This is a genomic window from Streptomyces sp. NPDC005722, from assembly GCF_040630935.1.
GTDB lineage: Bacteria > Actinomycetota > Actinomycetes > Streptomycetales > Streptomycetaceae > Actinacidiphila.
On the sequence record NZ_JBEXYN010000061.1, the window covers coordinates 11,956 to 27,422 of the forward strand.

Here is a 15,467-nt window from a genome sequence, read left to right on the forward strand (position 1 = left end):
GGGGCAGCCTCTGCCGGGTGTCAAGGGGTCGCGCAGGGACGATCAGCCGGCCGGGTGCTGCGCCGTCAGATAGGCGACCACCATGTCGCCGAGCATCGTCCGGTAGTGCTCCCTGCGATCGGCGGCGACCAGGTCGCGGTCGAACAGGGCACCGAAGGTATGCCGGTTGGCGACCCGGAAGAAGCAGAAGGAGCTAATCATCGCGTGCAGGTCGACGGCGTCGATGTCGGCCGCGAACACACCGGACCTGCGACCGGCCGCCAGGATCCGGCGGAGCACGTCGATGGCGGGCGAACTGAGTGCGCTGAGCTGCTCCGAGGCGGCCATGTGCTCGGCCTCGTGGATGTTCTCGATGCTGACCAGCCGGATGAAGTCCGGGTGCGCCTCGTGGTGGTCGAAGGTGAGTTCGGCGAGCCTGCGGATGGCGGCCACCGGGTCGAGGTGGTCGACGTCGAGATCCTGCTCGGCCTGCCGGATGACGGAGTACGCGCGCTCCAGCACGGCGGTGAACAACTGCTCCTTGCCGCCGAAGTAGTAATAGATCATCCGCTTGGTGGTGCGGGTGCGGGCGGCGATCTCGTCTACTCGGGCCCCGGCGTAGCCGGCGCGGGCGAACTCCTCGGTGGCCACGTCGAGGATCTCGGTCTGCGTGCGGGCGGCGTCGCGCGTGCGCCCGCCCGCCCGCACCGGCTGTTCGGCAGTGGCCATCCGCTTCCTTCGCTCGGTCTTGTGTCCGCGATTGTAGAGGGGCCGCCGCACCCCTTGGCCTTCCCTGCTACGCCACGCCCTGATATTAGTAACGTACTAGTCCGTACATTATGTGGAGGAGTCAAGGTGCCCCAGGACTCGTATCTCGTCGGCCTGATCGGCTCCGGCATCGGCCCCTCCCTCAGCCCCGCACTGCACCAGCGCGAGGCGGACCGCCAGGGCCTGCGCTACCTCTACCGGTTGCTCGACCTGGACACGCTCGGGATCCGGCCCGCAGCCGTGGGCGCCATCGTGCGCGCCGCCCGTGACACCGGATACGACGGGCTGAACATCACCCACCCCTGCAAGCAACTGGTCGTCGACCACCTCGACGCGCTCTCCCCGCAGGCCCAGGCCCTCGGCGCGGTGAACACCGTGGTCTTCGAGAACGGCCGCACCACCGGCCACAACACCGACGTGACCGGCTTCGCCGCCTCCTTCGCGATCGGCCTGCCCGACGCCGCCATGGAACGCGTCGTACAGCTCGGCGCGGGTGGAGCCGGCGCCGCCGTCGCCCATGCCCTGCTCACCCTCGGCACCGAACGCCTCACCGTCGTGGACGCGCTCGCCGACCGCGCGGCGCACCTCGCCGCCTCCCTCAACCGGCACTTCGGCCCCAGCCGTGCGATCGCTGCCGCACCCGGCGCGCTGCCCGCCCTCATGGCCAGTGCCGACGGCCTGGTGCACGCCACCCCCACCGGCATGGCCACCCACCCCGGCATGCCGCTGCCGGCCAGGCTGCTGCGCCAGGCACTGTGGGTCGCCGAGGTGGTCTACCGGCCGCTGGAGACCGAACTGCTGCGCACCGCCCGCGCGCTGGGCTGCCTCACGCTCGACGGAGGCGGCATGGCGGTCTTCCAGGCCGCAGACGCCTTCCGGCTCTTCACCGGCCGCGAACCCGACACCGCCCGGATGCTCGCGGACATCACGGAACTGGCCACCGGAACGGCAGACGCCAGGAACTGAGAGAACCGGGACACCACAGGCACCCAGGAGAAGCCCATGCGCACGTCCATCGCCACCGTCTCGCTCAGCGGCCCCCTCACCGAGAAGCTCAACGCGGCCGCCCGCGCCGGATTCAACGGTGTGGAGATCTTCGAGAACGACCTGCTCGCCGCCCCTCTCTCCCCCGCAGAGATCCGGTCCCGCGCCGCCGACCTGGGCCTGTCCATCGACCTCTACCAGCCCATGCGCGACATCGAGGCGGTGCCCGAGGACACCTTCACCCGGAACCTGCGCCGCGCCGAGCACAAGTTCCGGCTCATGCGGGAGCTCGGCACCGACACGATCCTGGTCTGCTCCAGCGTCTCCCCGCTCACGGCGGACGACGACGCGCTCGCCGCCGACCAGTTGCGCAGGCTCGCGGAGCTGGCGCAGGAGCACGGCATCAAGGTCGCCTACGAAGCCCTGGCGTGGGGACGCCACGTCAACACCTACGACCACGCCTGGCGCATCGTCGAAGCCGCCGACCACCCCGCCCTCGGCGTGTGCCTGGACAGCTTCCACATCCTGGCCCGGGGCTCGAACCCCCAGGGCATCGAGGACATCCCCGGCGAGAAGATCTTCTTCCTCCAGCTCGCGGACGCCCCGCTCATGGCCATGGACGCCCTCCACTGGAGTCGCCACCACCGGTGCTTCCCCGGCCAGGGTGGCTTCGACCTCCCCGGCCTGGTCGGGCACGTCCTGCGCGCCGGGTACCACGGCCCGCTCTCCCTGGAGGTCTTCAACGACGTCTTCCGTCAGGCCGACGCGGGTCGCACTGCTGTTGACGCCCAGCGCTCACTGCGGCTGCTGCAGGAAGCCGTCGGCACCGCCTTCCCGCCCACTCCTCCGGCCCTCACCGGTGTCGCCTTCGCCGAACTCGTCACCCCCGACACCGAACCGGTCGCCACGCTGCTGGGCATACTCGGTTTCACCCGCACCGCACGGCACCGCGGCAAGCCCGTCGAACTGTGGCAGCAAGGCGAGGCCCGTATCCTGCTCAACTCCGCCTCGGCGACGGGACGGGAGGGCCAGGCTCCCACGCTTGCCGCCATCGGCCTGGAGACTCCCGACCCCGCCCGCGCCACCGCGCGTGCCGAGGCGATGCTCGCTCCCGTCCTGCCGCGCCGCCGCGCCCCCGAGGACGCACCGCTCGACGCGGTGGCCGCGCCGGACGGCACCGAGCTGTTCTTCGCGGCCACCGGCCCCGCCAGCGCCAACGGCTGGCTCGGCGACTTCCCGCCCCTCGACGCAATCGAAGCCAAGGGCACGGGCATCCAGCGCATCGACCACCTCGCGCTCACGCAGCCGTGGCACCGTTTCGACGAGGCCGCGCTCTTCCACCGCGGCGTCCTCGGTCTCCACCCACAAGAGAGCATCGATGTCGCCGACCCCTACGGCCTGCTCCGCAGCCGCGCCGTCACCACCGCGGACGGCAGCGTCCGCATCGTGCTGAGCGTCGGGCCTACCCCCACCGGCGACCGCACCGCCCATGCCCAGCACATAGCCCTCGCCACGGACAACTTGCTCGCCACGGCCCACCACATCCGCGCCGCGGGCGGCCGCCTCCTAGCCGTACCCGCGAACTACTACGACGACCTCGCGGCCCGCTTCGCCCTCTCCCCCGACGAACTGGCGACCTATCGCGAACTGGGGATCCTCTACGATCGCGACGCCCACGGCACCTTCCTGCACTGCTACACCGAAACGGTGGGAAGCGTCTTCTTCGAGATCGTCCAACGCGACACCTACCGCGGCTACGGCGCCCCCAACGCCCCCATCCGCCTCGCCGCACAACACGCGGGCCGCCTTCTTCCCGCGAACTGACGCCGACGACTGCGCGCCACCCGCACGCAGGGGACTATCGGAGTGTCAATGGGTGTCCTGAGCCGGGGCCCATCCGCCTCGACCCATCACATCGGCACAGAGGCATCCGTTGCGGCTCTCCCTTCGGTCCTGTCGCCCAGGAGGAAATCGACATCAGCAAGTAGCCGGTCGGTACGGGCCTCCAGGCCGGTGAGGAGACGAAGGCTGTCGGATGCCTGGAAAACAGCCGTATGGCCACCGCGAAGAGTCCGGCAGCCCGCCGCAGCGGCCGCTTGTAGCAGATCTGTCCCTTGCGGATGGTGCGCTGCTTCCGTCACCCACAGACCTGAGTGCAGCACCCCCGGTCGCAAGACAACCTCGGAACAGGCCCCCAAAGGCACGGCGTTAACCATGCCGTCGGCATGGGCAACGGCGCCGGGCAGATCATCGAGGTGGGCTGCCGTGGCGCGCGCATTGCCGAACTCCTGGTTGAGCTTGCGGGTGAACACGATGGCACGCGCGGGGTCGCTGTCGACAACGGTGAGCTGCCCTGTGCCGAGCGTCAGCAGAGCGTGGGCAGCGGCTGCGCCGGCCCGTCCCGTGCCAAGCTGGACGACCCGCCGGGCTGGCACTTCGGACAGGCCACAGGCGAAGGACTTGGCGAACCCGGTGACTTCGGTGTTGTGGCCGATGGTGCGGCCGTCCTGGAAGACGACGATGTTGGCGGCGCCAAGACTGCGTGCTTCGGGAGCGAGTTCGTCAAGGTTCTCTGTCACCAGCTCTTGGAAGGGGCCGGTGATGTCAAGGCCCGCGAAGCCGAGAGGGCGTGCGGCCTTGAGGAGGTCTCCGACATCCTCGCTGCCTGCGTGATGCGGGTTGAGGGTGAGGCCGACACAGAGCATCTGCTGGCCTTGGCGGGCGGCCTCGCGGGCACACAGGGCAGAGGTGAGTGACGGGCGCGTCCCGGAGCTGACCACTGCGATGAGACGGGCGGGGAAGGTCACAGGGTCACCATCCTGATGCTCGGCGATCGGGACAGTCGGCAGCGCAGGGTGGCCGTCGGATCCTGCGTCCCGGTAGCGGATCCGTAGGGAGTGCGGGCGGGCTGGAGGCTCGGCCGACGAGACAGAGACGAGTTAACGCACTAGATAGTTAATAGTACCGACAGCGATCGTCGGCGCTATGACGTCTGGCGTCAAGGTGTCTTCAGGAAGCAACCGCTTCCAGCTTCGGCAGCGGGCGACGCAGGTACCAGCTGGCTCAGACGGGGTGCGGAAGTGAACCCTTCGCCAGATAGGCGACCACCATGTCGCCAATCATGGCCCGGTACTTCGTGTGCAGCGCTGGATCGGTCATGTCCCGGCCGAAGATCGCGCCGAAGGTGTGCCGGTTCCCCACGCGGAAAAAGCAGAACGAGCTGATCACCATATGGACGTCCAGGGCGTCAACCTCGGCGGTGAACACGCCCGCCGCTCGACCGGCCTCCAGTATCCGGGCCGTCACCTCCACTGCCCGCGCATTGGCTGCTGATGCCGATGTCGAACCGGTGATGTGGGCCGCCTCGTGGACGTTCTCGATGCTCACGAGCCGGATGAAGTCCGGATGAGCCTCATGATGATCAAACGTCAGCTCAGCGAGACGGCGAATGGCCGCGGTCGGCTCCAGGTGCTCGATGTCCAGGGCCTGCTCTGCATGGCGGATCTGCGCGTACGCCTGTTCCAGGACTGTGGTGAAGAGGCGTTCCTTGCTGCCGAAGTAGTAGTAGATCATCCGCTTGGTGGTGCGTGTCCGGGCAGCGATCTCGTCCATGCGGGCACCGGCGTATCCGTTGCGGGTGAATTCCTCGCGGGCTACGGAGAGGATCTCCGCCCTGGTGCGCTGGGCGTCGCGCCGGCGCCCGTCGGGCGGTGACGGTTGTGTGTCCGAAGGGGGACTGTTCTTCGGTTCGTGCATGGGAGCTCTCGGCATCACTGTGCCGGAAGCCGGCCCCGGGTCGTGCCGCTCTCCTCGAGGATGAGCTGGTCGAGGTGGCGGAGCATGCGGGTGGTGTCGGCTTCCGTGCCGGTGAACAGGCGGAAGGCGTCGACGGCTTGGTGGACGACCATGTGCCCTCCGTGCATGGTGCGGCAGCCGCGCGCTTGAGCTGCCGTGAGCAGAGGGGTCTGCAGGGGCCGGTAGACGATGTCGGCGACCCACAGGTCGGCGGTGAGGAGTTCTTCGGGCAGGGGCAGACCTGGGTGGGCAGCCATTCCGGTGGGGGTGGCGTGGACCAGGCCGTCTGCCTGTGTGAGGACGCCTGCGATGTCGTGGGGCGGGTGTGCAGTGATGCTGCGGTGTGGTCCGTGGTGTGTGGTGAGCCTGGCGGCGAGGTGCTGGGCGCGGGGCAGGTCGGTGTCGATGACGGCCAGGCTGGTGGTGCCGATACTCAGCAAGGCGTGCGCCACGGCGGCTCCCGCGCCGCCGGCGCCGATGAGAACCACGCGTTCGGGGTTGGTGTCGGGAAGGACGGTGGCGTAGGCCTTGGCGAAGCCTGCGCTGTCGGTGTTGTGTCCGGTGCTCTTGTCGCCCTCGAAGACGACGGTGTTCACGGCTCCGATGGCGTGGGCTTCGTCGGACAGAGCGTCCAGTGCGGTTACGGCGAGCTGTTTGCAGGGGTGGGTGATGTTCAGCCCCTGGTAGCCGTCTGTGTGGGCGCGGGCGATGAGGGTGCTGACCGCTTCCGGTGGTAGGCCGAGGGTGTCGATGTCGAACAGCTGGTAGGTGAGGTTCAGGCCCGCTGCTCGGGCTTCGGTCTCGTGCAGGGCGCGGCTGAAGGAGGGGCCGATGCCGGCGCCGATGAGGCCGGTGCGGATGGTGTGGTCGGTCATGACGGCCTTCCCGGACGCCGGGGGTACAGGGCGGAATCGGCTGGGGCCACATCTGGCGGTGGCGACGGTGGTGTAGGGACCCGGTAGGGTTCCCTCCCGGTCACGTGGGCTGAGACCGCGCGGCCGGGAGGGAGGCTGAAAGTCACAGGCCGAGGTAGATCTGCCGGACCTGGCTGTCGTGACGGAGGTCGTCCGAGGTTCCGGTCATGGCGACCGTGCCGTTCTCCATGACCAGGCAGTGGCTGGTGACTCCGAAGGTGAGTTTTGCGTTCTGTTCGACGAGCAGAAGGCTCAGGCCTTCCCCGCGGAGCCGGATGAGTACGTCGAGGATGTCTTCGATGAGTTTGGGTGACAGGCCCATCGACGGTTCGTCCAGGAGGAGCAGCCTGGGGCGTGCCATGAGGGCGCGGCCGATGGCGAGCATCTGCTGCTGTCCTCCGGACAGTGCTCCGGCGAGCCTGCCGCGCATCTCTTTCAGTACGGGGAAGAGGTCGTACACCTCGGCCAGGGTGTTGTGGGTGTCGGCGTTCCAGGCGTGGCTGTAGGCGCCGAGCAGCAGGTTCTTCTCCACAGGCAGACCTGGGAAGACGTGCCGGCCTTCGGGAACGTAGCCGATGCCGTGACGGACCATGTCCCGGGCTTTGACCTTTGACAGGTCCTGCTCGCCGAGGGTGAGCCGGCCGATTTTGCGGGGGACCAGTCCCATCAGTGCTTTGAGGGTGGAGGTCTTGCCTGCACCGTTGGCGCCGATGACTCCGACGGATTCCCCGGGGCCGACGGTCAGGTCGACGGAGCGGACCGCGCATACGCCTCCGTAGTGCACGGTGAGGTCCTCGACGACCAGGGTGTCGGTCGAGCGCGAGGAAGGCGTGGTCACTGGGTCACCTCTGTGGGAGCCGACGTGGGGAGGTCATCGCTCATGGAGTCGCCCAGGTATGCCTCGATCACTTCGGGGACGGCGACGACCTCGGCGGGGGTGCCTTCCGCGATGACTGCGCCTGCGGCCAGGACGGTGATGCGTTCGCACAGGGACATCACCAGCCCCATGTTGTGCTCGATGAGGATGACCGTGGTGCCGTGGTCGCGGATGGAGCGGACCATGCCGGCCAGGTGACCGACCTCTTCTCCGTTGAGTCCTGCGGCTGGTTCGTCCAGGAGGAGCAGACGTGGCCGGGACGCCATGGCCCGGGCGATCTCGATACGGCGCTGGATGCCGTAGGGCAGGGCTTGGGGTGCCGCATCCGCGAACTCGGTCAGGCCGAATTGGTCGAGGAGCCTGTCGGCCTCGTGGCGCAAGCGCCGTTCTTGGCGGATGACGCCGATCGGCCACAGCAGGTACTGCCAGATCGCGTAGGTACGGGTGCGGTCGAGCGCGACAAGAATGTTCTCGCGCACGCTCATCTGGCGGAAGAGGCGAAGGTTCTGGAAAGTCCTGGCCATGCCGAGCAGGGACAGCCGGTAGGGACGGGCGTTGGTAATGCTCTGGCCGCTGCACAGGACGGAGCCTGAGCCGGGGCGGTATACGCCGCTGATGGTGTTGAACAGGGTGGTTTTGCCGGAGCCGTTGGGGCCGACGATGCCGCGGATCTCGCCGGCGCCGACGGTGAGGCTGACGTCGTTGAGAGCGGTCAGGGCCCCGAAGCGCTTGGTGATGTGCCGTACTTCCAAGATGGGAGCCTGTTCGGACGATTCGTCGCCCGGCTCAGTGGATTCCACTGCGGGATAGGGGGTGAAGGGCCGCAGGGTGCTGCGCTGCTGGTCCCCTCCCCTGCGGCGGCGGATCATGCCCTGCAGTCGCTGCGGGATGCCGGCGAGGCCGGTGGGGGCGAAGACCACCATGGCGACGACGACCACGCCGTAGCCGAGCTGGGCGTAGGTCGCGAAGTCCACCAGGGCCTCGCGGATGAGGATGAGTCCGACCGCGCCGACGGCGCATCCGATCAGGCTGTACCGGCCGCCGATGATGACCATGGCGAGGAGCAAGAACATGTTGGAGATGCTGAACGTCTCGGGCGCCACGTAGCGGATGAGCCCGGCGTACAGGATGCCGGCCAGTCCGCCGTAGACGCTGGCCAGCATGAAGGCGGTCATGCGCAGCAGGGGGATTTCGGCGCCCATGGAGCCAGCGGCCAGGGCGTCGTCGCGCATGGCGCGCAGGCGGCGGCCCAGGCCGGTGCGGACGACGAAGGCACCGAAGATCAGGGCCAGGGCGAAGACGACGATCTCCAGGTAGTAGTAGAGGTATTCGCTGGAGAGGTCGATCCCGAACAGGGGTGGGACGGGAATGCCGAGGATACCGTCCGCTCCGCCGGTGATCTTGGCATTGGTGATCCAGTTCGTGAAGCCCAGCGCCAGGCCCAGTGTGACGATGCCGAGGTAGTGGGACTGCATGCGCAGGGCCGGGATACCGACCAGGAGGCCGACGGCCATGGTGGCAAGCAGGCCGAGCACCGCAGCGAGCCAGAACCCGAAGCCGCTGTGGGTGGTGAGGATGGCGGTGGCGTAGGCGCCGACGCCGAAGAACGCGATCTGGGCGAGGTTGATCTGGCCGGAGATGCCCATGGCCAGCCCCATGCCGACGGCCAGGAGCGCAAAGACCAACGCGATGTCGACGACGTGAATGATGTAGCTGTTGAGGCCGTAGGGCAGGGCGTAGGCGGCGACCGCGAGCGCGGCGTACAGGGGCAGTCGTGTCTTGAGGGTCTTCATGCGCGGCTCACCGTCCGCTCTCCGAAGATCCCCATGGGCCGGATCATGATGACGAGGGTGAGGACGAGGAAGGTGACCAGGACGGAGTAGCCCTGAAAGTGTCCTGCGGTGTAGGAGTCCAGGATGCCGATGGCGAGGCCGCCGGCGACGGCTCCGGGGATGCTGCCGAAGCCGCCGAGCATGGCTCCGGCGAATCCCTTGATGCCAAGGGCTCCGCCGAGGCTGGGGTCGACGTAGAGCATGGGGCCGACGAGGCCGCCTGCCAGGGCTGCAAGGCCTGCGCCGATGGCGAATGCCAGGGCGTTGCTGCGGCCGACGTGTATGCCTACGGCGGTGGCTGCTTCGTGGTCCATGGCGACTGCTTGCATGGCCACTCCCTGCTTGGTGCGCTGTAGGAACAGCACGAGCAGGGCGACGGATGCTGCGGTGACGGCGATGACGAGCAGGTCGTAGGTGCGTACCTTGACGCCGAGCAGGTCCAGAGGCGCTGACCTGAGGGGCGAGGGCACCGCACGGCCCGTCGTCCCCCAGATCAGTGTGGCGGCAGCCTGCAGGACGGTTCCGAAGCCGATCGTGCCGATCAGCATCAGGTCGAAGTCCTTGTTTTCCAGCGGACGCAGGACCCGCTCGATGACCAGGCCGATGCCGCCGGTGACGGCGATGGACAGGATCAGCGCAAGGGCGAAGGGGACGTGCGCGGTGAGGTAGAACGTGGAGGCCGCGTAGGCCCCGATCATCGCCACGTCGGCATGGGCGAAGTTGACGAGCCCCATGGTGCGGTAGACGACGGAGAATCCCATGGCTATCAGGGCGTAGATGGCCCCGAGGCTGATGCCTCCCATGAGGGTCTGCAAAGTGACTTGCACTGCTGGCTCCTGTGGTCGGGCCCGTGGTCCCGGCTGTCGGCGTCTGCTACTGGTCGGCGGCGACGAGCTTGCCGCTGGTGATGGTGCCGATGGAGGTCTTGAAGATGCCGACCCCGGTGTTGTCGTAGGCGAACTGGCCCAGCAGTCCGTCGTAGCGGGTGGCGCGGATGGCTTCGGCGAGCTCGCTTCCGGTGCCCACGTTGGTGGTCTTCAGGGCGGTCAGCATGATGTTGGCGCCGTCATAGGCCTTGGCGCCGTGCAGTTCGGCGGTCTCGTTGTAGGCCTCTTGGTAGGCCTGGGCGAAGGCCTTGCTTGCTTCGCTGGTGTCGTTGCTGAGGTAGGGGGAGCTGACGATGGTTCCCTCGGCGGCCTTCTGGCCGGCGGTGTCGATGAACACGGGGGTGCCCTGAGGGGCCGCGCCGGCGAAGGGGGCGCTGACGCCCAGGTCGCGTGCCTGCTTGACGATCAGGCCGGCTTCGACTTCCTCGGAGCCGATGAACACCACGTCCGGCTTCTTCTGGCGGATGGTGGTCAGAGCCGCGGAGAAGTCCTTCTGGTCCGTGGTGACGATCTGGTCGGTGACGGGGGTGATGCCGAGGGACTTGGCCGCGGCGGTGAAGGCGTCGTGCTCGCCCTTGCCATAGGACCCGTTGTTGGTGATCATGGCGATCTTCTTGAACTTCTTGGTCTCCACCAGGTACTTGGCCAGAGTGGAGTCGTAGGTGGTGCTGGTGGGGCCGTTCAGGAAGAGGAAGGGGCTCTTGACGTCGACCAGGGCGGTGGACTGCCCGGAGGTGATGTTGGGGATCTTCGCCTGCTGTAGGACAGGGGCCATGGCGACGGTGACGGCGCTCTCAGAAGTGCCGATCATCGCTATGTAGTGCTGGCTGGCGATCTTCCGGGCGATGTTGGTGCCGGTGGTGGGGTCGCCCTGGTTGTCGAAGAGCGTCAGTTTGATCTTGCGGCCGTTGATGCCGCCCTTGGCGTTCCACTGGTCGACCGCGAGCTTGGCGCCCTTGTACTCCCACGCTCCGAGCGAACTGAGCTGCCCGCTCTGGGCGTTCACCACGGCGATCTTGATGGGGCCGGAGTCGGCTGCCGCATCGGAACCGGATTCGCCGGGGGCGGCACAGGCGGCGACCGCACCCAGGGTCAGGACCGTGGCGATGGCGAGAAGGGTTCTGGCGGGGAAGGAGGCAGACATGGCGGTCATCCTTCGTCGGGGAACTGGCCCCGGTAGATGTCGGTGATATTCCAGTGGCCGGGGGTCGGGACCGGCTCGTTGACCATGGGGATGTCGATGACGGCGGGACGGCGGCGCTCCACGGCCTGGGCCAGCGCCTTGGCGAGGTCGGCGGCGCTGGTCACCTCGTAGCCGTCGGCGCCGCAGGAGCGGCCGTAGGCGGCGAAGTCGGGGCTGTAGGGGCGGCCCTGCGGGTCGGTGAAGTCGCAGCCGTAGCCGCGGCCGAAGTTGGAGACCTGCAGGTCGGAGATGGTGCCGTGGGCACGGTTGTTCATCACGGCGAAGATCACCGGCAGGCCCTGTTCAACGGCCATGGGTACGGCCGGCAACTGAGCGCTCATGCCGCCGTCGCCGATCAGGGCGACCACGGTGCGCTGGGGCTGGGCCATCTGGACGCCGACCGCGGCGGCAGGACCGAAACCCATGGTCGAGGCCCCGCCGGGGGTGATGAAGCGGCCTTGCTCGGGCAGGTCGTAGCACTGGGCGACGCCGTTCTTGTTCCAGCCGACGTCGGTGACCAGGACCGCGTCGGCCGGCAGTGCGGCACGCAGGTCGGCCAGGATGCGCTGGGGACGCAAGGGGTAGCGGTCGCTGATGCCGTCGTCGTCGGCCTTGTCGAACAGGGCCGAGCGGGCGCCGGTAATGGACTCGCGCAGTCCGGGCCGAGACAGGGGTTCGGGCCGGGTTGCACGGACCGCGTCGGCGACGGCGGCAACGGCATGGCCGACGTCGGCGACGGCCCCGATCTCCACCGGGTAGTTGCGTCCGATCTCCGCCGGGTCCAGGTCGATCTGGATCAGCCTGCTAGGCGGGAAGTTCCAGGTGTGCGCCGGGTCCCAGGAACTGGCGTCGGTTTCGGCGAAGCGGGTGGCGAGTGCCAGGACGACGTCGGCCTGCTTGGTGTGGGCGTGGGTGGACTCCAGTCCCCAAAAGCCCGGCATGCCCAGCAGGAGCGGGTGGCGGTCGGGGATGGTGCCCTTGCCCATCAGGGAGTGGGCCATGGGGATGTCGAGGTGTTCGGCCAGGTCGAGGAGGGCCTGGCGGGCCTGCGGGGTGCGCAGGCCGCCGCCGAAGTAGATCAGGGGGCGTTCTGCGGTCAGGAGTGCGTCGGCGATGCGGCGGGCGGTTGCCTCGTTCAGGCCGGGCAGGGCGATGTCGGGCAGGGGGTGGGAGCCGACGGCGTAGGGCTGGACCTGGCGGGAGAACAGGTCCATGGGAATGTTGACCAGGACGGTTCCGGGCCGGCCCGAGGTGGCGGTATAGAAGGCGCGCTCCATGGTCCGGTGCAGGTCGAAGGTGCGCTGCACGGGCCACACGCGCTTGCAGAAGGGCCGGTAGATGGCCGTCTGGTCGGCGTCGGCGTGGAGGTTGACTTCCTGGTGGGGGTGGCGTCCGTAGTAGTAGGTGGGGATGTCACCGGAGATGACGATCATGGGGATGGAGTCGAGGGCTGCGGTGGCCACGCCGGTGACGGCGTTCATCATCCCGGGGCCGACATGGGTGAGCAGGACGCCGGGCTTGCCGGAGGCGCGGGCGTAGCCGTCGGCGGCGTGGGCGGCGGCCTGTTCGTGCCGGGCGATGACGAAGGTGATGGAGCTGGGTCCGAGTGCGTCCAGCAGGGCGATGTTCGTGTGGCCGCACGTTCCGAAGATGTACTCGACGCCGTAGGACTCAAGCTGGGCGACGAGGGCCTCGGCCGCGGTCACCGTCATGATTCGTTCTCCTTTGTGATGTCTCGGGTGTCTCCCCAGACGGACAGTCCGCGCAGGACGAGGGTCTTCACCGTGGTGAAGTCCTCGATGAGCCAGCGGGGCGATTCGCGCCCGAAGCCGGAGTCTTTGACGCCGCCGAACGGCAGATGGTCCAGGCGGTAGTTGGAGGTGCCGTTGATGATCAGGCCGCCGACCTGCAGCTGCCGCCACGCGGTGATGATGCGGGAGATGTTCTGGGTGAACAGGCCGGCCTGCAGGCCGTAGCGGCTGTTGTTGCAGGAGGTGATGACCGCCTCGAAGTCGTCGTAGGGCAGGACCGCCACCAGGGCGCCGAAGACTTCGTGGACCACGACGGAGGCGTCCGCCGGGGGGTTGGCCACGATGGTGGGTGCGGCGATCGCTCCGTCGCGGGTTCCGCCGCGCAGGACCTGGGCGCCGCGTTCGGCGGCTTCGGCGCTCCATCGCACGACGCGTTCGGCGGCGTCCTCGTCGACCATGGATCCGACGTCGGTGCCCAGGTCGAGGGGGTCTCCGACGACGAGTTTGTCCACGGCGGCGGTGAAGGCGTCGAGGAATTCGGTGTAGCGGGAGCGGTGGACATAGACCCGCTGGACGGAGATGCAGCTCTGGCCGGAGTTGCTGTATCCGGTGCGGGCGCACGCGGTCGCGACGGTGGCGATGTCGGCGTCTTCGCAGACGATGGTGGCCGCGTTGCCGCCCAGTTCCAGGGCGAGGCGCTTGGCGCCTGCTGCTTGGGCGACTGCTGTGCCGGTGGCGTGGCTTCCGGTGAAGCTGATGACGTCGACTTCGGGGGCTGCGCACAGTGCGGCGCCCACGTCGCCGCCGCCGTGGAGCAACTGGACTGCTTGCTGGGGCAGACCGGACTCGAGCAGCAGCGCGATGATCGCGGCGGAGGCGGCGGGGGCCTGCGGTGGAGCCTTGACCAAGGTGGCGTTGCCTGCGGCGAAGGACGCACCGAGTTTGTGGGCGAGAAGGTTCGCCGGCGCGTTGAACGGGGTGATGGCGAGTGCGACGCCGGCAGGGGCGTGGTAGGTGAAGGCGGTGTTGCCGATCCCGTTGTCCCACCCGGCGACGGGCAGGGTCTCCCCGCCGATACGGCGGGCCTCGGCGGCGCACACGGCGAAGGTCGAGGCCACGCGGTCGATCTCCCCCAGACCGTCACGTAGGGGCTTGCCGAGCTCGAGGGCGAGCAACCGGGCAAGGTCCTGGCGGTGTTGGGTAGCGGCTTCGGACGCCTTCTGGAGGATGTCGGCCCGCCTGGCGGGGGCCAGGGAGGCCATGGAGGGTGCCGCGGAGCGGGCGTGAGCCAGTGATCGTTCGATGTCCGCAGGCGTCGCGTTGCGGGTGCGGCTGACGGTTCGTCGCAGGTAGGGGCCCGTCCGCTCGGCCGGCGGACCATCGTCGTCAGCCCACTGCCCGGCGAGGTACCCCGGGGCGTGAATGACCTCCGCGTTGGCAGCGGCCGTAAGGATGTCTTGCAGCATGAACCCACTCCCAAAAAACCATCTAGCGGTTTACGTGGACTGCCCTGTGGACTGGCGTGTAACGTACGGGCGCCGCAGACTCGTGGCAAGAGGCCGAGCGGGAGAAGTTGTCCGGGCCGTGAAACCAGTGACGGGCTTTATCGCGCACGGGAGTTGACCAGCCTGCTGTGCCGGTCAGAGCATCACCGGACCAACAACGAGGGAGACCCATGGACAACGAACCAGGTACGAGCGGTGTACGCAGTGTGCGCCGGACCCTGGACATCCTGTCGCTGCTGACGGAAGATCAGCCAATCGTGCCCCTGCGGGACATCGTGGAGGCGACGGGTCTGCCGAAGACCACGGTGGTCCGGCTGGTGCAGACTCTGGAACAGAGCGGTCTGCTGTGGGCTACCTCCGCGGGCTACACCGCAGGACCGGGACTGTGGCGCTGGGCTCACCTGGCACACAGGAGCTGGGATCTTCCCCCGGAGACACGCAAACTCATCCGGCTGCTGGCCGAGCGCCGAGGCGAGACCGTCAACGTGATGATCCGGCGTGACATCCACCGTGTCTGTGTCGCCCAGGCGGAAAGCCCTCACCCGCTGCGCCATGTGGTCCGGGTCGGTGACGAACTGCCCCTGTGGGCCGGCGCGTCTTCCAAGGTCCTGCTCGGCGACGCATCGGACACCCTCCTGCAGCGGGTGGCCCGCGATTCCCCCCACGGCGCAGGTGAAGTAGACCGGCTCCGGCAAACGGCCGAGGAGGCCACCCGGCAGGGCTGGGCGATCAGCCGCGGAGAACGCGACACGGACCTGACGGCGGTGGCCGTGCCGATTCTGGGCCGGTCCGGCTCGATGATCGCGTCGCTGTCACTGAGTGGGCCCACCACCCGCATCCCGGATTCCGTGGTGGAGGAGTTCGCCGAGGACCTGCGCGAAGTGGCCGCTCAGGTGATGGGACACGGGTTTCCCTCCGCCCTGGCAGAGGGTTCGTGACCCCGCAGGCGCCGCCCCGGGTGCACCCCCACAAGCGCAACTTACCCATGGCAC

General features: G+C 68.4%; 13 protein-coding genes. 3 read left to right on the plus strand and 10 right to left on the minus strand.

Features of this window, described 5'->3' with window-relative positions; genetic code table 11:
• Positions 1-42: 42 nt before the first annotated feature.
• Positions 43-708: a TetR/AcrR family transcriptional regulator gene (locus tag ABZ479_RS37875; protein WP_500465808.1), complete on the minus strand. Its 666-nt coding sequence runs from the start codon at positions 706-708 to the stop codon at positions 43-45.
• A gap of 126 nt (positions 709-834) precedes the next feature.
• Between ABZ479_RS37875 and ABZ479_RS37880 the strand changes: the two genes are divergently transcribed.
• Both ABZ479_RS37880 and ABZ479_RS37885 read left to right on the plus strand, forming a co-directional pair.
• A complete protein-coding gene (locus ABZ479_RS37880; protein WP_500465809.1) occupies positions 835-1,713 on the plus strand; it encodes a shikimate dehydrogenase in 879 nt (292 codons plus the stop codon).
• 36 nt (positions 1,714-1,749) lie between these two features.
• Positions 1,750-3,555, plus strand: a complete 1,806-nt coding sequence (locus ABZ479_RS37885) for a bifunctional sugar phosphate isomerase/epimerase/4-hydroxyphenylpyruvate dioxygenase family protein (protein ID WP_500465810.1) — start codon at positions 1,750-1,752, stop codon at positions 3,553-3,555.
• A gap of 86 nt (positions 3,556-3,641) precedes the next feature.
• Here ABZ479_RS37885 and ABZ479_RS37890 read toward each other — a convergent pair whose 3' ends face one another.
• From ABZ479_RS37890 to ABZ479_RS37930, 9 genes are all read right to left on the minus strand, one after another.
• Positions 3,642-4,538: a shikimate dehydrogenase gene (locus ABZ479_RS37890; RefSeq protein WP_500465811.1), complete on the minus strand. Its 897-nt coding sequence runs from the start codon at positions 4,536-4,538 to the stop codon at positions 3,642-3,644.
• Between the two features lie 256 nt (positions 4,539-4,794).
• Positions 4,795-5,487, minus strand: a complete 693-nt coding sequence (locus tag ABZ479_RS37895) for a TetR/AcrR family transcriptional regulator (protein ID WP_500465812.1) — start codon at positions 5,485-5,487, stop codon at positions 4,795-4,797.
• A gap of 14 nt (positions 5,488-5,501) precedes the next feature.
• Entirely contained in the window at positions 5,502-6,401 is a 900-nt protein-coding gene (locus ABZ479_RS37900; RefSeq protein ID WP_500465813.1) for a shikimate dehydrogenase, read from the minus strand.
• Between the two features lie 142 nt (positions 6,402-6,543).
• Positions 6,544-7,278 (minus strand): ABC transporter ATP-binding protein, encoded by a 735-nt coding sequence (locus tag ABZ479_RS37905; RefSeq protein WP_500465814.1) that lies wholly within the window; start codon positions 7,276-7,278, stop codon positions 6,544-6,546.
• Positions 7,275-9,110 (minus strand): branched-chain amino acid ABC transporter ATP-binding protein/permease, encoded by a 1,836-nt coding sequence (locus ABZ479_RS37910; protein WP_500465815.1) that lies wholly within the window; start codon positions 9,108-9,110, stop codon positions 7,275-7,277. The genes ABZ479_RS37905 and ABZ479_RS37910 overlap by 4 nt, the downstream gene beginning before the upstream one ends.
• Positions 9,107-9,976 (minus strand): branched-chain amino acid ABC transporter permease, encoded by an 870-nt coding sequence (locus ABZ479_RS37915; RefSeq protein ID WP_500465816.1) that lies wholly within the window; start codon positions 9,974-9,976, stop codon positions 9,107-9,109. The genes ABZ479_RS37910 and ABZ479_RS37915 overlap by 4 nt, the downstream gene beginning before the upstream one ends.
• A gap of 46 nt (positions 9,977-10,022) precedes the next feature.
• Positions 10,023-11,180 carry an ABC transporter substrate-binding protein gene (locus ABZ479_RS37920; RefSeq protein WP_500465817.1) on the minus strand — a complete coding sequence of 386 codons (1,158 nt, stop codon included), beginning with the start codon at positions 11,178-11,180 and terminating at the stop codon, positions 10,023-10,025.
• A gap of 5 nt (positions 11,181-11,185) precedes the next feature.
• Entirely contained in the window at positions 11,186-12,931 is a 1,746-nt protein-coding gene (locus tag ABZ479_RS37925; RefSeq protein ID WP_500465818.1) for a thiamine pyrophosphate-binding protein, read from the minus strand.
• Complete coding sequence (locus tag ABZ479_RS37930) at positions 12,928-14,436, minus strand: aldehyde dehydrogenase family protein (RefSeq protein WP_500465819.1); 1,509 nt, start codon at positions 14,434-14,436, stop codon at positions 12,928-12,930. The genes ABZ479_RS37925 and ABZ479_RS37930 overlap by 4 nt, the downstream gene beginning before the upstream one ends.
• 209 nt (positions 14,437-14,645) lie before the next feature.
• Between ABZ479_RS37930 and ABZ479_RS37935 the strand changes: the two genes are divergently transcribed.
• Positions 14,646-15,413, plus strand: a complete 768-nt coding sequence (locus tag ABZ479_RS37935) for an IclR family transcriptional regulator (protein WP_500465820.1) — start codon at positions 14,646-14,648, stop codon at positions 15,411-15,413.
• The last annotated feature ends 54 nt before the right edge of the window (positions 15,414-15,467 follow it).